Here is a 19,822-nt window from a genome sequence, read left to right as displayed (position 1 = left end):
CGCGCGGTCGCCTCCGACACCCCGAGCCGGTCCCCCAGCGCCGCCGCCGACATGCGCGGATCCTCGTCCAACGCCTCCGCGAGCTCCGCGATCGTCTGCGCTCTCGGCACGCGGGCGGTGTCCGCGGCCGACCGCGCCGGAGGGCGGATCGCCCGCTGCTGGGCGGCGGAGAGGACCGGCAGCCGCCAGGTCGAGTCCTCTGCGGTGATCGCCGCGACGACGTCCATCCGCAGCACGACCGCGCCGTCCTCCTCCAGCAGACGCACCCGTTCGCCGAGCTGCGGAAGCCCCGCGGAGGACGCCACCAGCACGAGGGGCCCCGCGGAGGTCTCGTCGACGCTCAGCACCCACGGCCGGCCGACGACCGCCGCGAGCGCACCCGGCTCGGTCCCGGGGCGGAGCAGGACGAGGGCCAGGTCGGTCGTCGACGCCCAGCGCTGGGGCGTCGGCCACGCCGTGAGCCACGCGAGCCCCTCCGCGCGCAGGGCGTTCCAGTGCCGCACCGCCGTGGCCGCGTCGACGCCGATGGCGGCCGCGATGCGCGTCCAGGGCGCCCGCGCGTCGACCTGGAGGGCGTGGATCAAGGCGAGGTCGATCTCGCCGAGGGCCGGGGGAGCATCGTCATCGTCGTCAACCATATGACGAAGATTACGCATGCTTCCGCCAACGATGACGGTTTCGGGGCAGGATCATCGGCATGACGGAGGGAAATCTACTCTCGTCGCATGAGCATGACGACGGAGGGCATCCTCGCCACGATCGAGGATCTCGTGGGCCTCGCGCCGCGCGCGACCGGGACTCCCGGCGGCGCGGCGGCCGCCGCCTACGTCTCGGAGCGCTTCCGTCGCGCCGGTCTGGGCGTGCAGCTGCTCGAGGTGCCGTCGTACTCCTGGCGGGCGGCCGACAGCGCGCTGACCGTGCCCGACGACGACGCGGAGGGCACCCCCATCCCCTGCGCACCCGTCCTCCACTCCGCTCTCCCCTCGCACGAGTGGACCGGCGAGGCGCCGCACCGGATCGAGGCCCGGGTCGTGGACGTCGGAGCCGGGCGCGTCCGCGACCACGACGTGCGCGGGGCGATCGTCCTGTTCGACCTGACCTTCGACATGACGCTCGCGCACACGCTGCCGCTGACGCTCTTCCTGCACGACCCCGGGCGCCGGGTGCTGCGGCGGGAGGTGCTCTCCAGCCGCAACCCGTACGTCACGTCGCTGGGGCGGACCATGACGGAGGCGGCCGCGGGCGGCGCCGTCGGGGTGATCGGCGTGCTGCGGGACTACCCGGATTCGCTGCGCTACCACAACGAGTACTATCGCCGGACGCTCTTCACGCTCCCGGGGCTCTGGGTGACGCGGCAGGGCGGCGTCGAGCTGCGCCGGCGGCTCGCACGCACCCCGCGCGCCGTGCTCTCCCTCTCGGTGACGCGCGACGAGGTGACCTCCCGGTCCGTGATCGGCGTCCTCCCCGGGCGCTCCGAGGGCACAGGCCCCGGCCCCGCCGAGGCCATCATGATCCAGTCGCACCACGACTCGGTCGGCCCCGGCGCCGTCGAGGACGCCTCCGGGACGGCCGAGGTCATCGCACTGGCCGAGCACTACGGGCGGGAAGCCCTGGCCGGACGACGCCCCCGCAAGACCCTGCTGTTCACGACCTTCGACACGCACTTCACCGGCTACCAGGCCCACCGGGAGTTCGCCCGCCGCTACGTCCTGTCCCCGGACTCGCCGTGGCGGATCGTGTTCAACGCGACGATCGAGCACATCGGCCTGCGCGCGGTCGAGGGCCCCGACGGCGGGTTCGCGCCGACCGGGGAGACCGAGCCCCGCGGGATCTTCCTCAACGTCAATCCGGCCTTCACCGTGCGCGTGGCCCGGGCGATCCGCCGGCACCGGCTGCACGCCACCAGCATCCTCGGCGCGGGGGCGCTGGAGTTCTTCGCCGGGGGGATCCCCACGGACGCCTCCTTCACGCTGGTGTGCGGCGTGCCGACGGCCAGTCTCATCTCCGGCCCTCTGTACCTCTACGACGACGCGGACACCGTCGACCGGATCGACGCGTCACAGCTCGAGCCCGTCGCGCGCTTCTTCATCGACCTCGTGGACGACGCCGACCGTCACCGGGGATCGCTCCTCGGCACGATGCCCGCGGCGCTTCGACGCCTGCTGCCGCGGGGACGATGGTGACCGGCGCCGCGGTGCACGCCGGCCCCGTCGGCACGGCGCTGCCGCACGGATCCACCGCGCTCGTCTCGTTCCCGGGCACCGGCGGGCTCACGGAGACGGGGCTGATGCACCTCCCCCACGCCGAGCCGCCGGCGTCGGGGTTCCCCGTCGTGGTGTTCGGCCACATGACCACCGGCGGTTCCCCGCGGTCGGCACCGAGCGGCGGGCACCCCGGGCATCCCGAATGGCGCCGGATGTCCCAGGGCGACGCCCTGTGCGACCAGCTGCTGCGACGCGGCATCGCCGTCCTCCGCCCGGACTATCCGGGCATCGGCGGGGAGGGCGTGCATCCCTACCTCCTCGGGCGCCCGCTCGCCGACTCGCTCCGTGCGATCCTCCGTGCCCGCCGGGACCTGGATCCGCGGCTCGGCGACGCCTGGGTCGCTGCGGGGCACTCGGAAGGCGCCGTCGCCGCCCTGTTCGCGTCGACGGCGGCAGAGGCGGACGCCCGCACGCGCCTGTGCGGCACGGCGGCGATCACGCCGGTGACCCGGATGGACCTCAGCATCCGGGCATCGGCGGCGCTGCCCGGGATCGTGCCGGGATCCGGCGTCGTCTCGGCCCTCGTCGCGCTGATGCTGCGGGGCGCGGCCACGGAGGACGACCGGATGCGCGCGCTCCTGGAGGGGGGCGGGTTGAGCGCGGGCGCACGAGCCCGGTGGCGCGATCTGGACGAGCTCACGCTGACCGAGCTCGCGGACGCCGCATCCTGGGGTAGCGTCGCGCCGGGACGCATCGGCGGGCCCGACGGGCGGGAGCTCTTCCGTCGGCTCTTCGCCTCGTTCCGCGCCAACGAGGTCGCAGACCTGCGCGGTTTCCGGGCGCCCGTCCGCATCGACGCCGCCCGCTTCGACGAGGTCGCCCCGGCCCCGCTGTCCGCGGCGCTGCTGCGCACCTACCGCGCCGCCGGCGTGGAGCTCACGCACCGGTGGTGGCCGTCCCACCACTCGGGGACGATGCGGGCGTCGCACGCCCCGCCCGCCGTGGCGGAGTGGATCGCCGCCCGCTTCGCCGCCGCCGGCTTCGGCCCCACCCCGGACGCCGAGTGGTCAGTTTCTGTGGGTTGAGGCGTCTCGAACCCGCAGAAACTGACCACTCGATGCGGCGTCAGTCGAGGAGCTCGGCCTCGATCACGTCGTCGTCGCCGGGGACCGGCGCCGGGCCCTCGCTCGTGAGCACCAGCCCGGATCCGTCGGCGGCCACGTCCACCCGGACGACGTCGCCGTCGCGCACGCCGCCGGACAGCAGCGCCGTCGCGAGCCGGTTCTGGATCTCGGTCTGGATGAGGCGGCGCAGCGGCCGGGCGCCGAACACCGGGTCGTAGCCGCGCTCGGCGAGCCAGGACCGGGCGTCCGGCGTGACGGCGAGCGTGAGCCGACGGTCCGACAGCCGCTTCTGGAGCTGGTCCACCGCGAGCTCGACGATCTGCGCGAGGTCGTCCTCGCTCAGCGCCAGGAACATCACGATGTCGTCGAGCCGGTTGAGGAACTCCGGGCGGAACGACTGCCGCACGAGCGCCATCACCGCATCCCGCTTGTCCTCCATCGACATCGTCGGATCGATGAGGATCGGAGAGCCGATGTTGCTGGTGAGGACGAGGATGACGTTCGAGAAGTCGACCGTCCGCCCCTGGCCGTCCGTGAGACGCCCGTCGTCGAGCACCTGCAGCAGCACGTCGAACACCTCGGGGTGCGCCTTCTCGACCTCGTCCAGCAGCACGACGCTGTACGGACGCCGCCGCACCGCCTCGGTGAGCTGGCCGCCCTGCTCGTAGCCGACGTAGCCGGGAGGTGCGCCGACGAGGCGGGAGACGGAGTGCTTCTCGCCGTACTCGGACATGTCGATGCGCACCATGGCGTGCTCGTCGTCGAAGAGGAACTCCGCGAGCGCCTTGGCGAGCTCGGTCTTGCCGACGCCGGTCGGGCCGAGGAACAGGAACGAACCCGTCGGGCGTCCGGGGTCGCTGATGCCCGCGCGCGAGCGGCGGACGGCGTCGGAGACCGCCTTCACGGCCTCCTTCTGCCCGATCAGGCGCTTGCCGAGCTCGCGCTCCAGGTGCAGCAGCTTCTCGCTCTCGCCCTGCATGAGCCGGCCCACGGGGATCCCGGTCCATGCGGAGATGACGTTGGCGATGTCCTCCTCGGTGACCTGATCGCCGACCATCCGCGACTCGGAGTCCGCCGCCTGGTCCGCGGCCATGAGCTCCCGCTCCAGCCCGGGGATCTCGGCGTAGAGCAGGCGCGAGGCCTTCTCCAGGTTCCCCTCGCGCTGGGCCCGCTCGGCCTCGATCCGGGCCGCGTCCAGGCGCGTCTTCAGATCGCCGACGCGGTTGAGCGTGGCGCGCTCCTGCTCCCAGATCCCCTGCAGCTCCTCCAGCCGCGCCTTCTCCGCGGCGAGGTCGTCGCGGAGCTTGGCGAGGCGCTCCTTCGACGCCGGATCCTTCTCCTTCTTCAGAGCGAGCTCCTCCAGCCCCAGCCGATCCACGTGCCGACGCAGCTCGTCGATCTCCAGCGGCGCGGAGTCGATCTCCATCCTCAACCGGGACGCGGCCTCGTCGATCAGGTCGATCGCCTTGTCCGGGAGCTGCCGGCTCGGGAGGTACCGGTGCGACAGTGCCGCCGCGGCGACGAGCGCGCCATCCGAGATCGCCACCTTGTGGTGCGCCTCGTAGCGCTCCTTGAGCCCGCGGAGGATCGCGATCGTGTCCTCGACGCTCGGCTCGCCGACGTACACCTGCTGGAACCGGCGCTCCAGCGCGGCGTCCTTCTCGATGAACTCGCGGTACTCGTTGAGCGTCGTGGCCCCGATCATCCGCAGCTCCCCGCGCGCGAGCATGGGCTTGAGCATGTTGGACGCCGCCACCGACCCCTCGCCGCCGCCCGCGCCCATGAGCACGTGCAGCTCGTCGATGAAGGTGATGACACGCCCCTCGGACTCGGTGATCTCCTTGAGTACGCTCTTCAGGCGCTCCTCGAACTGCCCGCGGTACATGGCTCCGGCGACGAGCGCGGAGATGTCGAGCGCGACGAGCTCCTTGCCCTTCAGCGACTCCGCCACGTCACCGGCGACGATGCGCTGCGCGAGCCCTTCCACGACGGCCGTCTTGCCGACGCCGGGCTCGCCGATCAGCACCGGGTTGTTCTTCGTGCGCCGCGTGAGCACCTGGCTCACCCGCCGGATCTCGCTGTCTCGCCCGATCACCGGGTCGAGCTTTCCCTGCCGCGCACGGTCGGTCAGGTTGATGCCGAACTGCTCGAGCGCGCTCTGCTGCTCTTCTTGGGGCTGTGCGGGGGTGGTCATCCGTCCTCCTGGGGTCTCCTTCTGCTGCTTCTGCGGATCGCGATGCGAGAGGCGTCGCGCAAACTTGAGTTGATGTGACTCAAGTTTAGCACCCCGCCCAGGAGCCCACCAGACCTCTTCCCTCCGCGGCCATACGATCGTATGCTCTCTCCCATACGATCGTATGGGAGATGATCATGACGAAGCTCATCGAGCTCATCGGGCTGCTCGCGCCGTTCGCCGCGATGGCCCTGCTGTTCCTCCACCGACGTCGTGCCCCGGGGCCCGCGGGCATCGGGATGATCGGGGCCGCGATCGCCGCCGTCGGCTCGGTCGCCGACGTCATCGGATCCCGCACCGTCTGGTTCGGCGGTGACTCCGAGGAGATGCTCGAGCAGCTGGAAGGGTGGGGGATGCTCCGTCTCGGGCTCGTCGGTGCCGGAGTGGCGATCCTCCTGACCGCCGCGCTCGTCGGCCGCGGCCGTGCCGTCCCGAGGATCCCGCTGGCCGTCGGCGGCCTCGTCGCCGCGGGGCTCGGCGTCCTCGTGCCGTTCGCCCCCGTCGGCGTCGAGGACCTGCACGGGTTCCTCCGCTTCGTGGTGACGATGGGGCTCGAGACCCTGCAGTTCGGCCTCCTCGGCGCCGGGATCCTCCTCCTCGCGCTCGCCGTGGTCAGCGGCCGCGACGAAGGACCGGAGCCGCTGGCCCACGCGCTGCGTGCGGGCGGCCGGATCATCCGGGCCGTGCGGAACGGAGGCGGCGAGGCGCCCGGGCGGACCGGATCGCCGGGCACCGGATCGGCCGGCACCGGATCGACGCTGCGGGCCGTCTGGAGCGCCCTCACGGAGGAGGCGCCGGGGTCTCGCGCGACCGGGGACGCCGCGGCGGATCCGACGGACCGGACGGAAGGTGCGGACTCCGGCGGGCGTCGCGACCGCCGCTAGCATCGACTCATGACCCGGGACAGCCTCCTCGACCACGTCGTCGACGTGATCGCCGAGGAGGGCATGAGCGGGCTCAGCGTCCGCGCCGTGGCCGCGCGCGCGGGCGTCGCGATCGGCACGGTGCAGCACTGGTTCCCGACCAAGAGTGCGATGCTCCTGGCGGCGATGGACCGGATCGGCGGGATCGCCGAGGCGGCGGGAGCGGCCGTCCGCACGCCCGGAGACCCGGTCGCCGAGCTGCACGGCACGATCCGCCTGCTCGTCCCGTCCACGCCGAGGAGCCCGGTCAGCCGGGTGTGGCTGGCGTTCGCGGCCCACACCGTGGCGGATCCGGACGTGCAGGCGCGCTACGCGCAGCTCTGGGCCGGGGTCCACCGCGGTCTGGCCGGGCTCCTCGCCGCGGCCCGCCCGTCCGCATCCGCCGCGGCGATCGACGAGGCCGCCGCGGAGCTCGTCGCCCTCACCGACGGCCTCGCCGTGGCCGTGATCGCCGAGCCGTCCCGGATGCCGCCGGACCGGGCCGCCGCCCTGGCCCGGCGCCGCACGGACGATCTCCTCGACGCCCTCGCCTGACCCTCCCTCGCCGGGCCTCGGTGTGGGGCGCACCCTGGGGCCGGACGCCACCGGGGCGCGCCCCGATCCCCCGGTACGCGCCCCGAATGCAGATGAGCTCAGCCGTCGGCCGAGACCCTCTCCCGGGAGAGCCTCTGCGCCCAGCGCCGCGAGCGCCGCAGCGACGAGATCGTCGCCCAGCGTTCGATGCTCGTGATCGCACGGAAGCGGGATCGGATCCGCGGGACGCCGAGAACCACTGCCTGAACACCCGTGAAGAGAAGGAACAGCACGGCGATGACTCCGAGCCGGGAGACGGCGAACAACGGGATGCTCAGCGCGACGGCCATCGCGATACCGGTCGCCCGGAACGCGATCGCCTGGATCCGTCGCCCACGAGCCGTCGTGGAGAGATCCGCTGTCGAGCGCCACGCCGCCGTGAGGAAGTAGCTCGCCGTGTGCAGGAAGAGGGCGATGAGGATCACCGGAGCCGTCCGCATCCACGCCGGCCCCGCCAGGACCACCAGTGCGACCAGCCCGGCCCAGGCCACGAACGGCACGACCCAGACGACGGCCTCTGTTCGGAGCCGCTTGCCCGGGGACGGGAGGACCTCACCCGGATCGACTCCCGCGTTCTCCGCCCGCGCGAGCCTCGCCGCCCACAGCTCCTTCGCCTGGGACTCCCGCGCCTTGCGCGTCGCTCCGTCGCCCACGAGCTGCCCGAGCAGGATGCACGCCCACGCCACCGCGATCGCCGGCATCACTCGGGCGAACTGGCGGGGATCGGCCACCGCCACGATCACGGTCCCCGCGGCGACGACCGCCACGGTGAACACCCCGATCATGACCAGCGCGCCGATGCCTGCCCTCGCGCGAGCGTCGAACACGCGATTCCCCTGCCCGAAGTTCGTCGCGGCGGCCAGAGCGACCAGGAGGGTGGCGACCACGGCGGCGAGAGAAAGGAAGTCCTCCAGCAACGGGGCGCACCACTCCGCCACGATGGCCACGGCGTCCCCGAAGTGCCCCAGGCCGGGCCCTGCCAGGAGCATCACCGGGATGAACGGCAGGAGCATGAAGGTCCCGATCAGCAGAAGCCCCATCCAGATCACCGCCCCCTGGGTGTCCTCCGACGTCTCGGCGTCCATCTCGTCCGTCATTCCGCCCTCTTCTCTTCGCTTCTCTGGCACGCACCACCCTGCCGCACCGGGAACACGGCGACGCACGCGCGGCCGGCGGAATGTGGAAACCACGGAGGCACGAATGCGTTCCCGCTTTTGGGCGCGGCGCGGGGGCTTCGGGGCGCGGCGTAGGGCGAATCGGCGCCGGAATGCGCCCCGATCCCCGGGAAAGCGCCCCGAATGCGCGCGGCTCAGGGACGTGCGGCGAGGATCGCGTCCCACAGGGCGGCCGCCACGTCCCGCTTGGATCCCGCGGCGGAGGCGACGACCGCGCCGTCCGCGCCGACGATCTCCACGGCGTTGTCCGCCCGCTCGAAGCCGTGGTCGGCATCGGCGTGGTTGACGGCGAGCAGGTCGACGCCCTTGCGCTCGCGCTTGCGCCGGGCCCGGGCGAGTCGTTCGGCGGGATCCGGCAGCGTCTCGGCGGCGAAGGCGACGATCGTCTGCCCGGCGGGCGCGCCGTCGGACGAGCGCACGGCCGTGAGTCCCGCCACCACGTCCTCGTTCTCGACGAGCTCGATCCGCTCCAGCGCCCCGCCCTCCTTCGTGAGCTTCTGAGCCGCGGCCATCGCCGGACGGTAGTCGGCCACCGCGGCGGCCATCACGATCACATCCGCCGTCCGCGCCGCCGTCCCCATGGCCTCCGCCACGTCCGCCGCGGTCGCCGCAGGGACGACCCGGATCCGGGGATGCGCGGCGTCAGCGAGGACGTCGGCTCCGATGTTCGCCGCGACGAGCGTGACCTCCGCCCCGCGATCCGCGGCCTCTCGGGCGATCGCGACCCCCTGGCGTCCGCTGGAACGGTTGCCGAGAAAGCGGACCGGGTCGATGGGCTCGCGCGTCCCGCCCGCGGACACCGCCGCCGTCAGGCCGGCGAGATCCTGAGGAGCGAGCGCGGCGAGCGCCGCCTCGGCGATCTCCTCCGGTTCGCTCATGCGTCCGGGGCCGCTGTCCCCGCCGGCGAGCTCCCCGTCCGCGGGACCGACGATCCTCACGCCGCGCTCGCGGAGCGTGCGGATGTTCGCCTGCGTCGCCGGGTGCTGCCACATCTCGGCGTGCATGGCCGGGGCGACGACCACCGGCGCCGTGGTGGCCAGCAGCGTCGTGCCGAGGAGGTTGTCGGCGATCCCGGCCGCCATCCGCGCGATGGTGTTCGCCGTGGCCGGCGCCACCACGACGAGATCCGCACCCTGCCCCAGAGCGACATGCCGGACCCGGGCGACGTCGTCGTGCACGCTCGTGGTGACCGGGTTGCGGCTGATCGCCTCCCAGGTCGGCGCGCCCACGAAGCGCAGCGCGTCCTCCGTCGGCACGACGGTCACCTCATGGCCGGCCTTGATCAGGAGCCGCACCAGTGCGACCGACTTGTACGCGGCGATGCCGCCCGAGACCCCCACCACGATGTCCACGCCTCGATTCTGCCCGACCCGCTCCCCCAGGCGTCCCGTTCCCCCGGAGAACCCTCGGTCCTGCGGACGGGATCCGCGCGGTCGTCCGCGCCAGTACTGCCCCACCCACGGAGATACCCGCTCGCGCGGACGGAACCCGCGCGATCCTCCGCGCCAAGCGCCGTTCCCCGATCCACCGCTCCGTGCAACGCGCCCCCTCCCTGGGGCGCCTCTACCGTGGAGTCACGGATCCGAGCGCCCGGGGGACTCCTAGACTGAGGCGCGTGTGCACGGTCGTGATCGAGGTCGATGAGCGGGGATCGCGACTGCTCGCGGTGCGCGACGAGGATCCGCAGCGCGAGTGGGACGCCCTCGGCGCGTGGTGGCCCGAGGAGCACCCGGGCGTGATCGGGATCCGCGATCGGCGCGCCGGCGGCGCCTGGCTCGCAGTGGATCCCGAGTCGCGTCGGCTGGCGGTCCTGCTGAACCGCGCAGACGTCCTGGATCTCCCCGAGGATCAGGTGCTCTCCCGCGGAAGCCTGACCCTCCGGTCCGTCGCCGGACAGTCCCCCCTCCCGGGCACACGGCTGCGCCACCACGGCTTCAACCTGCTCGAGGTCGCCCCGGGAGGCGCCCGCGTCCTCTCGTGGGACGGCGTGACGCTTCGGGAGACGCCGGTGCCGCCGGGCGTCCACATGATCGCGCACGACGATCTCGACGACCCCACCACGCCCCGCATCGCGCACTGGCTGCCCTCGTTCCGGGAGCGCGCGGCGATCGCGGACGGCGGGGATCCGCGCGAGTGGGCGGCCCTGTGGATCGACCAGCTCGCCCACACGACGCGGCTCGATCCGGAGGACGACCGGGCGATCATCCGCGACAATCGCGTGCACGGCTACCCGACCCTGTCGCTGCTGTTCTGCACCGCCGAGGTCACCGCGGACGGCGTGGAGATCCACGACCGCGCCTTGCCGACGCCCGGACACTGGCTCGCCTGATCCCCCGACTCCACTCCACCTATCCGCCGCGCGAGATCAGGCAGACACGCGAGAACAGGCGAAACGCGCGCCCGAACGCCTGAGCCCGCGCGAACGCCTGACCCGCGTGGCCCGTCCGGCAAGAGCATCCCGCCGCGCCGCGGACGGGGAGGGAACTCAGACGAGCGCGGGCTCCTCGGCGGGGAGCCCCGCGGGAATCTCGCTCGGCAGGGAGGAGGCGCCGAACGTCGCCCGGTACGCGGTGGGGTTCGTGCCGAGCACCCGTGCGAAGTTCTGCCGCAGCACCGCCGCGGAGCCGAACCCGCACTCCTGGGCGATCCGATCGATTCCGAGGTCCGTGCGCTCCAGCAGCCGCTGCGCCTGGAGGACGCGCTGCCGGGTGAGCCACGCGGCGGGCGTGATGCCGTGCTCGGCCTTGAACCTCCGCGCGAAGGTGCGCTCCGACATGTGGGCGTGCGCGGCCAGGCGCTCCACCGACAGGTCCCCGCGGAGATTCGCCAGCGCCCAGTCGGCGAGCTCGGCAAGGGAGGAGCCCGGATCCACGGGAATCGGACGATCGATGAACTGCGCCTGGCCGCCGTCACGCTGCGGAGGCACGACCATCCGCCGGGCGATCCGATTGGTCATCTCCGCGCCGAGCTCGAGCCGCAGGAGCGAGAGGCAGGCGTCGATCCCGGCCGCGGTGCCCGCGCTGGTGATGATCCGGCCGTCGTGGACGAACAGCACATCCGGATCCACGGAGATCTGCGGGAACATGCGTGCCAGCTCGTCGGCGTACATCCAGTGCGTCGTCGCCCGGCGCCCGTCGAGCACCCCCGCCGCCGCGAGCGCGAACACCCCGCTGCACTCGCTGATCAGCCAGGCGCCGCGGTCCACCGCGGAGCGGATCACGTCGAGCACACGCGGATCCACATCCCTCCAGCGCTCTCGCGGGAACGGGCAGACCACCACCACGTCCGCCTCGTACGCGAAGGACAGATCGGCGACGCCGCTGAGCGAGAAGGCCAGCTTGGAGGGCACCTCCCCCGGATCGGCGGCCACGACGCGGAAGTCGAAATTGGGCACGCCGTCGTCCGAACGGTCGAGCCCGAACACCTCGCAGGCGATCCCGAACTCGAACGGCGAGAACCCCGGCTGCACGATGCACGCGACGGTCTTCATCCCGCGCTCCTCCTCGTCATACGCCTCGGCGGCGTCTCCCTCGCACGATGGCGGTTTTCCTGCGGACTATGGCCATCCTGCCACTCGTGGCAGGATCACGTCAATCGTAGATTCTCTGCCATGATCATCGTGCTGATTCTCCTCGCCCTCGGTGTCTGGAGCATCGTCGCAACGACCGTGGAGCTCCGCCGCACCCGAGTCCGACGGATGCCGACGTACTGGTCCCGGGTCCCGGTCGATCTCCGCTCCTCCCGCAGAGGGATCGTCCGGAGGACGCCCTGACCGCGCCCGGGCTCGGATCCGGCGGCCCGCACCTCGGCTGATCGGGGCGCGGATCCGCGCATCCGGCACCGGTCCCCGATCTGCACATCCGGGCCCGATCCGCACAGTTCCTGCGGCAGATCCTGCGCAGATCGGAACCACGTGTGCAGATCGGGACGGGAAGGCGGGGTGGAGCCGGGCGCGAGCGGCCACACCGACGGGGCACCCCACAGCACGGACGCTCTCATCTATGCTCGACCGCATGAGCGACCCGCAGCCCACGCCGCCGTACGCCTCAGACCCGTCGCACGCGGGCTCGTCCCCTGCCGCACCGCCTCCCGGTGCGGTGCTCAACCCCGGACCGAGCACCGCCGCGGCCACCGGTGCACCCGCCGGCGGCTACCCGGGTCAACCGGCCCCCGTGACACAGGGAGGGTCCGGCGGAGCGGGCAAGACCGCCTTCATCATCGCCCTCATCACCGTCCTGCTCGCCCTCGTCGGGACGATCGGGCTGCAGACGCTCATCTATTCCGGCGCGGCAGCCGGCGCCGATCGGTTCGCCCTCTACGGACTGCTCGCCGCGGTGCAGTCGTTCGTGCTGCTCGTCGGCTACGCCCTCTCTCTCATCTTCGGGATCATCGGCGCCCGCGCCGCCCGAGGCAAGGTGCTCGCCGGGATCGCGATCGGGGTCGGCGGGGCCGGGCTCGTCGGGGTCGCCTCGTCCTGGCTGATGTCGTTGATCGCACCCCTCCTCGCCGGGGCCTGACCCGCGTTTCGACTCGCTGCGCTCGCTCAACGACCGAGCACACCGCGTTTCGGCTCGCTGCGCTCGCTCAACGACCGACACCGCCACCGAATCACCGGCCGTTGAGCGAGGAGCGCAGCGACGAGACGAAACGCCGCATCCCGAAGCCCACCGCGTTTCGACTCGCTGCGCTCGCTCAACGACCGACACCGCGTTTCGACTCGCTGCGCTTGCTCAACGACCGACACCGGGGCCGGTCAGCCCTCGAGGACGCGCTCGTAGATCCGGATCATCGCGGCCGTCCGCGACGACTGGCGGAACGCCTCGGCCACCTCCGGATCCGGACGCGGCGCTCGGCCGGCGTCGATGTCCGCCGCGGCATCGCGCAGCGTCTGCGCGAGGGCGGCGATCCGGCGCTCCTCCCGCGCACGCGCCCCTCGGCGACCACCCGCCCCGGGGACCGCAGTCTCCGGCACGGCCCACAGCCCGCCGCGCAGCTCCGCGGCGATATCGGGGTCGCTCACCACCGTCGGCGTTCCCAGGGTCGCCGCCTCGAACGGCGTCATCCCCTGCGTCTCGAAGCCGATCGAGGTCTGCACGACCGCGTCGGCATCGGCGATGCGGGCGAGCACCTCCGGGTAGGACAACCGGCCGGCGAACCGGATCCGCGGTCGCCCGGCCCGCGCCGCGATCCGCTCGGCCGCCCGACGCTGCCCGCCGCCGCCGATGATCTCGATCTCCGCGTCCACGTCGGCGGCCACCACGGCCTCGACGAAGGGCAGCAGCCGCTTCTCCGGGCTCATCCGCCCCAGCCACACGAAGCGGGCGGGTCCCGGACGCCGGATCGACGGCGCCGCGGACCGCACGGCCTCGAGCACGTCCTCGTCGATGCCGTTCCACACGACGTCCACGGGATCGAAGACGCCGTGCCGCTCCAGGCGGCGCGCGAAGTGCCCGGACGGAGCGGTCACGGCCCGCGTCTCGGCGGCGATGCCGCGCAGGTACGCCCACCCGTCGCGCCCGCGGGGCTGCACGCCGACGCCGCGCAGCGCCCGGCGCCGCCAGGCGTTCAGTGCGACGAGGACCGGCCGGTGCAGCGGCGTCACGGCCGCGAGTCCGACGTCGACCCGGTTGTGCATCGTGTGGACGACGGGGATCCCGTGCCGATGCGCGAACCGGTGGCCGATGAACGCGCCCCAGAAGTCCGCCTGCACGTGCACGAGGTCTGCCGGCGGCCGCGACGCCATCGCCCGGTCCAGCGCGCGGTCGGTGCGCGGCCCCGGCCATGTCAGGGAGTACTCCCGGTCCGGAGTGATCGGCATCGAGGGGAGGTCGACGTAGCCGGTCGCGGCGTCGGGATCGATGCCCTGCGCGCGCGGGCCGTGCATCCTCGGGGCGACCACGGTCACCGTGTGCCCGGCACGCTCCAGGTATCGTCGCTGCAGCCGCATCGAGACCTGGGCGCCGCCGAGGGACTCCAGGTGCTGGTCGCTGAAGAAGACGACGTGCACGGGGGCGCGGCCGTCACTCGGGCAGCGGAGCGCCGCGGTAGAGCGCCTCGAACGTGTCGAGAGTGCGGTTGATGTCGTGGATCGCGACGCCGTCGAGGGAGGCCTGCTGCATCCGCTCGTACTCGGCCGGCGACGCGGTCAGCACGTCGGTCAGGCGCGCGGCGAGCTCGTCCACGTTGCCCGGCTCGAACAGATAGCCGTTCTCGCCGTCGTGGACGAGGTGCGGAAGGGCGACGGCGTCGGCGGCGACCACCGGGAGCGCCGAGGCCATCGCCTCCATCGTCGCGATGGACTGCAGCTCGGCGATCGAGGCGATCGCGAACACCGACGCCCGCGAGTAGAGGGAGCGCAGCTTCTCGTCGGAGATGCGGCCGTGGAACGTGACGCGGTCGCCCAGCCCCAGCTCCTGCGTGAGGTTCTCCAAGGCCTTCCGCTGGTCGCCGCCGCCGACGATGTCGAACGCGACGTCCAGCGCGGGGTCGAGCTTCGTGAGCGCCCGCAGGATGACGTCGATCTGCTTCTCGGCGGTCAGCCGGCCGACGAAGATGATGCGGTTGCGCTCGCGCGGGCCGATCACCGGATCGTAGTTCGAGCGGTCGATGCCGCAGCTCACGGGGATCACGTCGCCGACGTCGATCGTCCGCTCCAGGAAGTCCGCGGCGCGCCGCGTGGGCGTGGTGACCGCCCGGGTCAGCGCGAAGGTGCGGGCGGCGTCGGCCCAGGCGAGCTTCAGCACGATGTCGTCGATGAACTTCGGCATCGTGGTGTGGTCGAGGATGTTCTCGGCCATCACGTGGTTGGTCGCCACGACCGGGATGCCTCGACGGTGGGCGATGCGGGACAGCCCGCGGCCGATCACGATGTGCGACTGGATGTGGACGACGTCCGGCTTGACCTCGTCGAGCACGACGCGGGCGTAGTGCTTGGATCGCCACGGCCAGACGAAGCGCAGCCAGTCGTGCGGGGCCCAGCGCACCGAGGGCAGACGGTGCAGGGTCATCGGCTCGCCCTCGATCACCTCGGTGCGGGGCTTGGTGCGCCGGTACGCCTGGTTGGGAGCCACGACATGCACGTCGTGGCCGCGCTGGACGAGGCCGGCGGCGAGGCGCTCGGCGAAGCGCGCGGCCCCGTTGATGTCGGGGGAGAACGTGTCGCATCCGATCAGGATGGTCAACGGGCCGTCGCCGGAGCGATTCGGGACGGCCGGGGTCTCGGGATCAGCCGAGGTCGGGCGGTCGTCGGGAGAGGTCACGGGGGCTGCCTATTCTGGGCCGCGGACAAGGGATTCCGCCCGGGATCGGGCGCTCGACACTCTACCCGAGGGCTCTGGGACCGCCGGGGATCCGCTGTGCGCGCCGCCGCGCAGACGTGCGGGGACCGCCGCCCCACGGTCCGGCGGGGCGTCAGTCGGACTCGTCGAGGATGCGCGCGAGCAGGTCCGGCCGCTGCAGGGGGATCCCGTGCCCGCACCCCGGGACCTCCTCGCGCACGGCGCTCGGGAGGGCGTCGTGCAGCGCCGCCGCGGAGCGGTGCATCAGCCGGCGCTCCCGCTCGCCGACGAGGATCCGGGCGCTCCCGGGGAACCGGGACCAGCCCGCCGGGATCCGGAACCGCAGGTTCGCCCCGACCGCGGCGACGAGCGTCGCGCGCGACATCGCGGCGGAGGTGCGGAGGTAGTCGGGCAGCAGCGCATCCGGGACGAACAGCTCCCTGGCCTGCGCCCGGGCGAACGCCGGGTTCCTCGCGAGACCCGCCGTGGCGGACAGCAGCGCCAGCGTCGGGCCGGTCGCCGGGGCGGGAACGGCCTGCGCGCTGACCGCGACGACGCGTTCCACGAGGTCGGGCCGCTCGGAGGCCAGGAGCACCGCGAGCTGGGCGCCGAGGGAGAAGCCGGCCGCGACGGCCGGCTTCCCCGTCCGCTCCAGGAGCGCCACGAGCTCGGCGATCACCGCCTCGTGCGAGGTGTACGGGCTGCCGGCGCTGCGGTCATGTCCGGGCAGATCCGGCACCATCATGCGCCACGGGGCACGCAGACGCGCGCGCACGGGACCCCACATCCACCCGCCCACGCCGCCGCCGTGCAGCAGGAGCAGGGGCGGCGCCGTCTCGGGTCCCCGCATCTCGACGTGCACGTGGCTCCCTCCGGTCGCGGGCTGGCGCGGCCCTCCTCGGAGCCTAGCGACGGGGAGCGGCCTCCGGGGCGGCCGCCCGCGCGACGCGGCCCGGTCCCCGCGGGCCGATCCGGATCCACACCCGCCCGATAGGTGCGCGCGATAGCGTGACGGCATGCGCCTGCTCGCCGACGCCGACCCCGCCCGCTGGATCCCCGTGACCGGATCCCTCGGCTTCAAGGGGCGCCGTCATCGCAAGGCCGCGATCCGCATGCTGCTGGGTCAGGCGAACGCCGCCGCCGGAGCCACGCCCCGCCCGGGCTCCGGCTTCGCCGCCTGGGCCATGAGCCAGGCCGCCCCGCTGCTGATGCGCAAGGCGGACGGCCGGGTCCTGGTGTGGACCTGGAAGCAGGAGCCCGAGCTGATCGTCGCGATGGCCAGTGCGCAGGAGCTCACGCCGCAGCTGCGGACCGCCCGCGCCATGATGCCGATGGAGTACGACGACACGGAGGAGTTCCGCAATCCGTATCTCGGGATCGGCGAGAAGCTCGTCGTCCCCCTTCCGCCGAACCCGTCCACTCCGCCGTTCGCCACCTACACGTGGGACACCGGGACGCACCTGATCACCCTCCAGGCGGTGTGCGGAGATCGCGAGCGGTTCGGGACCGTGCTGGGCGCGGTCGACGACCTCGCGCGCACGCTCCGCAGCGCCGACGACCTCGCCGTGGGCGAGTCGGGCCCCGTGCTGCGTCTCGACCCGGCCTGACCCGCCTCAGCGGCGCACGTACTCGGCGAGCACGACGCCGGAGTCGAACGCCGTCGTGTCCACGCGTTCGAACGTCGTCGGTGCGTAGCCGCGAGGGCCGAACAGCGGGATCCCGCCCCCGAGGAGCACGGGGTTGATCTTGAGGGCCAGCCGGTCGATCTCGTCGGCCAGGTGAGCGGCGAGCGCTCCACCCCCGCAGAGCCAGATCCCCGCGCCGTCCTCCTCCTTCAGCGCCCGGACCGTGTCGACCGGATCGGCGGCGGTGAACTCGACGCCGCCGCTTCCCTCCGGGCCCTGATGGGTGCGCGTGAAGACGATCTGCCTCAGGTGCGTGTACGGATCCGCCAGGTGGTGGTCGGGGAGGCCGACCGCGTACGTGTTCCATCCCATGAGGACGGTGTCGAACGGACCGTCCTCGACGGAGAGGCCGGCATGAGCGGCGAGGACCGTCGGCGCCGTGCCGCGGTACCGGGCCCAGATGGGCGCCATGTGGTCGCCCTCCGCGAGGAAGGCGTCGAACTCGCCGCCCGGCCCCGCGATGTATCCGTCGAGGCTGACGGCGACGTAGTAGGTGAGTTCTCGCATCGTTCTCCAATAACTACAGGTGCAGTGATTGGAGACTACAACAGATGCAGTGGTTGCGCTAGTCTCGTCGCATGGCGAAGAACGATGCGCGCCGTGCCGCGCTGGCCGATGCCGGGCTCGCGGTGCTCGCCCGCGAGGGATCCCGCGGACTCACCCACCGCGCCGTGGACGAGGCGGCGGGGGTGCCCACGGGCACGACCTCGAACTACTTCCGCAGCCGCGACGCGCTCATGGCGGGCCTGTTCGAACGGATCGGCGCCCGTCTCGCACCCACGCCGGAGGATCTGGCGCTCCGCGCCGGGCAGCAGCCGAGCCGCGCGCTCTTCGCCGACTACCTTCGCGACATCGTCCGCCGCCTCTGCGCCGACCGGGAGGTCACCCTCGCTCTGTTCGAACTGCGTCTGGAGTCGGCGCGTCGCCCCGAGCTGTCCGCGGTGCTCGCCCCGTGGCTGCGCGCCGGGTTCGAGGGGGATGTCGCGTTCAACGAGACGGCGGGTCTTCCCGGCGGCCGCCGGGAGATCGCGCTCTTCCACTACGCGATCGACGGCCTGCTGCTGGACCGCCTGACCACGCCGATCGACCCGGACCTGCCGGTCGACGACGTCGTCGACGCGCTCGTGGACGGGCTCCTCCCCGAGTCCTGACTCCGCCGCCCTGCCGATGCGGGGTCGTTCTCTGCGGGTCTCCCCCGGCCGGCGCGGAGGCCGGGTCCGTAGACTCGGGCCGGGGGCGCACCCGATCGCCCCCGGACAGGAGATGACGGGACGGTGAGGGCTCGGACCGTGGTCGCCCTCGTGCGCGTGGCCACGGCGGCGGTGTGCCTCGTCGCGCTCGTCCACCGCCTGTTCTGGGGTCTGAGCTCGCGGACCGCCGCGGGGGAGAACTTCTTCGCCTATCTCACGGTGCAGTCGAACATCGCCCTGATGCTGCTGCTGGTCGTGGCGGCGGCACTGGCCCTGCGCCGCGCCGAGGATCCGCGCTGGCTCTCCGCCGCCTATGCCCTCGTTCTCACGTGGACGCTCACCGCCGGACTCGCGTTCGGTCTCATCGTCTGGCAGGCCCATCTCCGGGGCATCCCGATGACGGTGCCCTGGTCCGATCAGCTGATCCACTACTGGCTGCCGGCGTTCTCCGCGACGGCCTGGCTCGTCACGCCCGCCCGACGGCCGGTTCCCTGGACGATCGTTCCCGCCTCCCTCGCCTTCCCGCTCGTCTGGGGAGGGTTCACGATGTGGCGGGGGCCGATCATCGGGTGGTACCCGTACTACTTCCTGGATCCCCGCCAGGTGAGCGGACCCGCGGAGTTCCTCGGCACCTCCGCCGTCGCGTTGGCGATCTTCGCGGCCGTCTCCTCCGTGCTGGTGCTCACCAGCCGGCTCCCCGGGGTGCGGTGGTCGCGTCCCGGACCCGGATCGTAGACCGCGCGTCCGATGGTCGTCCTCCCCCGCGGCGGATCCGGCGGGGTTCTCCACGGCTCCCGTCCGTGACCCCGGCGGCGCCTCCGCGGGTGACAGCCTGGAGCCTCCCGACGAGAATGGGGGGATGCAGATGACCGATCCGCAGGTGTGGACGCTCATCGGCGTGTTCGCCGCCGCGGTGCTCGGCGGCATGTCCGTCATGACGGCCCAGTTCAGCCGCGTCCTGCGATCGGAGGGCGCTCGGCTGGACGCGAAGATCGACGGACTCCGCGGAGAGGTGAACGGTCAGTTCACGGCGATGGGCACCCGGCTCGACGCCATCGACGACCGGCTCATCCGCGTCGAGGACAAGGTCGACGACCTCGACAAGGAGGTCGCCAACCTCGCCACGAGGTTCTGGCGCTCGTCCTGAACGACGGCGGCGATGGGCGCGTCAGCGGCGCGATCCCTCCGCATCGTCCGTCGCCCCGGCGTCGAGCTCCGTGACGGCCTCATCCCCGCCCGGGAGCACGTCGTCCGACGTCGGCGAGGAGGACTGCGTCCCCTCCCGGGTCACCGCGAACGCCCCGACCCGGACGGCGAGACGCACCGCGTCGATGAGCGAGGACCCCGCCGCGAGCGAGGCAGCCAGCGATCCGACGAAGGCGTCCCCGGCGCCGGACGTGTCCACCGCGTCCACGCGCGGGGAGGCCACGTGCACGAG

The 19,822-nt window shown here is 72.8% G+C and carries 21 protein-coding genes; 11 read left to right on the top strand and 10 right to left on the bottom strand.

What is annotated here, in order from left to right; genetic code table 11:
• A partial coding sequence (locus MR1_RS20435; RefSeq protein WP_217996233.1) for an AsnC family protein occupies window positions 1-638 on the bottom strand: 638 nt, incomplete at its 3' end.
• Window positions 639-725: 87 nt separating this feature from the next.
• Here MR1_RS20435 and MR1_RS14705 point away from each other — a divergent pair.
• Window positions 726-2,183: a M28 family peptidase gene (locus MR1_RS14705; RefSeq protein ID WP_067248443.1), complete on the top strand. Its 1,458-nt coding sequence runs from the start codon at window positions 726-728 to the stop codon at window positions 2,181-2,183.
• Entirely contained in the window at window positions 2,177-3,289 is a 1,113-nt protein-coding gene (locus MR1_RS14700; RefSeq protein WP_157518257.1) for an alpha/beta hydrolase, read from the top strand. Before MR1_RS14705 ends, MR1_RS14700 begins: the two co-directional genes overlap by 7 nt.
• Window positions 3,290-3,329: 40 nt before the next feature.
• On the opposite strand, the gene MR1_RS14695 is transcribed toward MR1_RS14700, so the two are convergent.
• Complete coding sequence (locus MR1_RS14695; RefSeq protein WP_084344745.1) at window positions 3,330-5,522, bottom strand: ATP-dependent Clp protease ATP-binding subunit; 2,193 nt, start codon at window positions 5,520-5,522, stop codon at window positions 3,330-3,332.
• A gap of 176 nt (window positions 5,523-5,698) precedes the next feature.
• On the opposite strand from MR1_RS14695, the gene MR1_RS14690 reads away from it, so the two are divergent.
• Both MR1_RS14690 and MR1_RS14685 read left to right on the top strand, forming a co-directional pair.
• Window positions 5,699-6,445 (top strand): hypothetical protein, encoded by a 747-nt coding sequence (locus tag MR1_RS14690; protein ID WP_157518255.1) that lies wholly within the window; start codon window positions 5,699-5,701, stop codon window positions 6,443-6,445.
• A gap of 9 nt (window positions 6,446-6,454) precedes the next feature.
• Complete coding sequence (locus tag MR1_RS14685; protein ID WP_067248432.1) at window positions 6,455-7,018, top strand: TetR family transcriptional regulator C-terminal domain-containing protein; 564 nt, start codon at window positions 6,455-6,457, stop codon at window positions 7,016-7,018.
• Between the two features lie 98 nt (window positions 7,019-7,116).
• Here MR1_RS14685 and MR1_RS14680 read toward each other — a convergent pair whose 3' ends face one another.
• Window positions 7,117-8,154: a hypothetical protein gene (locus MR1_RS14680; RefSeq protein ID WP_067248429.1), complete on the bottom strand. Its 1,038-nt coding sequence runs from the start codon at window positions 8,152-8,154 to the stop codon at window positions 7,117-7,119.
• Between the two features lie 212 nt (window positions 8,155-8,366).
• A complete protein-coding gene (gene coaBC, locus MR1_RS14675) occupies window positions 8,367-9,584 on the bottom strand; it encodes a bifunctional phosphopantothenoylcysteine decarboxylase/phosphopantothenate--cysteine ligase CoaBC (RefSeq protein WP_067248426.1) in 1,218 nt (405 codons plus the stop codon).
• 263 nt (window positions 9,585-9,847) lie between these two features.
• On the opposite strand from coaBC, the gene MR1_RS14670 reads away from it, so the two are divergent.
• Complete coding sequence (locus MR1_RS14670) at window positions 9,848-10,561, top strand: NRDE family protein (RefSeq protein WP_067248423.1); 714 nt, start codon at window positions 9,848-9,850, stop codon at window positions 10,559-10,561.
• A gap of 156 nt (window positions 10,562-10,717) precedes the next feature.
• Here MR1_RS14670 and MR1_RS14665 read toward each other — a convergent pair whose 3' ends face one another.
• Window positions 10,718-11,722 (bottom strand): GlxA family transcriptional regulator, encoded by a 1,005-nt coding sequence (locus MR1_RS14665; protein ID WP_067248420.1) that lies wholly within the window; start codon window positions 11,720-11,722, stop codon window positions 10,718-10,720.
• A gap of 120 nt (window positions 11,723-11,842) precedes the next feature.
• On the opposite strand from MR1_RS14665, the gene MR1_RS20185 reads away from it, so the two are divergent.
• Together MR1_RS20185 and MR1_RS14660 are read left to right on the top strand one after the other, a co-directional pair.
• Window positions 11,843-12,004 (top strand): hypothetical protein, encoded by a 162-nt coding sequence (locus MR1_RS20185; RefSeq protein ID WP_169797700.1) that lies wholly within the window; start codon window positions 11,843-11,845, stop codon window positions 12,002-12,004.
• 241 nt (window positions 12,005-12,245) lie between these two features.
• A complete protein-coding gene (locus MR1_RS14660) occupies window positions 12,246-12,749 on the top strand; it encodes a hypothetical protein (RefSeq protein WP_157518253.1) in 504 nt (167 codons plus the stop codon).
• 236 nt (window positions 12,750-12,985) lie between these two features.
• On the opposite strand, the gene MR1_RS14655 is transcribed toward MR1_RS14660, so the two are convergent.
• The 3 genes from MR1_RS14655 to MR1_RS14645 all read right to left on the bottom strand — a co-directional run bounded on the left by MR1_RS14655 (window position 12,986) and on the right by MR1_RS14645 (window position 16,371).
• On the bottom strand, window positions 12,986-14,239 hold the full coding sequence (locus MR1_RS14655; protein WP_067248412.1) for a glycosyltransferase family 4 protein: 1,254 nt from the start codon (window positions 14,237-14,239) through the stop codon (window positions 12,986-12,988).
• Between the two features lie 13 nt (window positions 14,240-14,252).
• The gene (locus MR1_RS14650; protein WP_067248410.1) at window positions 14,253-15,491 is read right to left on the bottom strand and encodes a glycosyltransferase; all 1,239 of its coding nucleotides are present in this window, start codon (window positions 15,489-15,491) and stop codon (window positions 14,253-14,255) included.
• A gap of 151 nt (window positions 15,492-15,642) precedes the next feature.
• Window positions 15,643-16,371 (bottom strand): alpha/beta fold hydrolase, encoded by a 729-nt coding sequence (locus MR1_RS14645; protein ID WP_255218166.1) that lies wholly within the window; start codon window positions 16,369-16,371, stop codon window positions 15,643-15,645.
• Window positions 16,372-16,525: 154 nt separating this feature from the next.
• Here MR1_RS14645 and MR1_RS14640 point away from each other — a divergent pair, with 154 nt between their 5' ends.
• A complete protein-coding gene (locus MR1_RS14640; protein ID WP_067248407.1) occupies window positions 16,526-17,116 on the top strand; it encodes a hypothetical protein in 591 nt (196 codons plus the stop codon).
• 6 nt (window positions 17,117-17,122) lie between these two features.
• Here the strand turns inward: MR1_RS14640 and MR1_RS14635 are convergent, their stop codons facing one another.
• Window positions 17,123-17,701: a dihydrofolate reductase family protein gene (locus MR1_RS14635; protein ID WP_067248404.1), complete on the bottom strand. Its 579-nt coding sequence runs from the start codon at window positions 17,699-17,701 to the stop codon at window positions 17,123-17,125.
• A gap of 71 nt (window positions 17,702-17,772) precedes the next feature.
• Between MR1_RS14635 and MR1_RS14630 the strand changes: the two genes are divergently transcribed.
• The 3 genes from MR1_RS14630 to MR1_RS14620 all read left to right on the top strand — a co-directional run bounded on the left by MR1_RS14630 (window position 17,773) and on the right by MR1_RS14620 (window position 19,531).
• The gene (locus MR1_RS14630; protein ID WP_067248401.1) at window positions 17,773-18,345 is read left to right on the top strand and encodes a TetR/AcrR family transcriptional regulator; all 573 of its coding nucleotides are present in this window, start codon (window positions 17,773-17,775) and stop codon (window positions 18,343-18,345) included.
• Window positions 18,346-18,468: 123 nt separating this feature from the next.
• The gene (locus tag MR1_RS14625; protein ID WP_157518251.1) at window positions 18,469-19,119 is read left to right on the top strand and encodes a Pr6Pr family membrane protein; all 651 of its coding nucleotides are present in this window, start codon (window positions 18,469-18,471) and stop codon (window positions 19,117-19,119) included.
• A gap of 124 nt (window positions 19,120-19,243) precedes the next feature.
• Window positions 19,244-19,531: a hypothetical protein gene (locus MR1_RS14620; RefSeq protein WP_067248394.1), complete on the top strand. Its 288-nt coding sequence runs from the start codon at window positions 19,244-19,246 to the stop codon at window positions 19,529-19,531.
• 21 nt (window positions 19,532-19,552) lie between these two features.
• On the opposite strand, the gene MR1_RS14615 is transcribed toward MR1_RS14620, so the two are convergent.
• The coding region (locus tag MR1_RS14615; RefSeq protein WP_255218165.1) for a PfkB family carbohydrate kinase at window positions 19,553-19,822 on the bottom strand (270 nt) is incomplete at its 5' end.

This window comes from Microbacterium resistens NBRC 103078, from assembly GCF_001552355.1.
Taxonomy (GTDB): domain Bacteria; phylum Actinomycetota; class Actinomycetes; order Actinomycetales; family Microbacteriaceae; genus Microbacterium; species Microbacterium resistens.
This window is presented reverse-complemented; position numbering and strand designations above follow the sequence as displayed.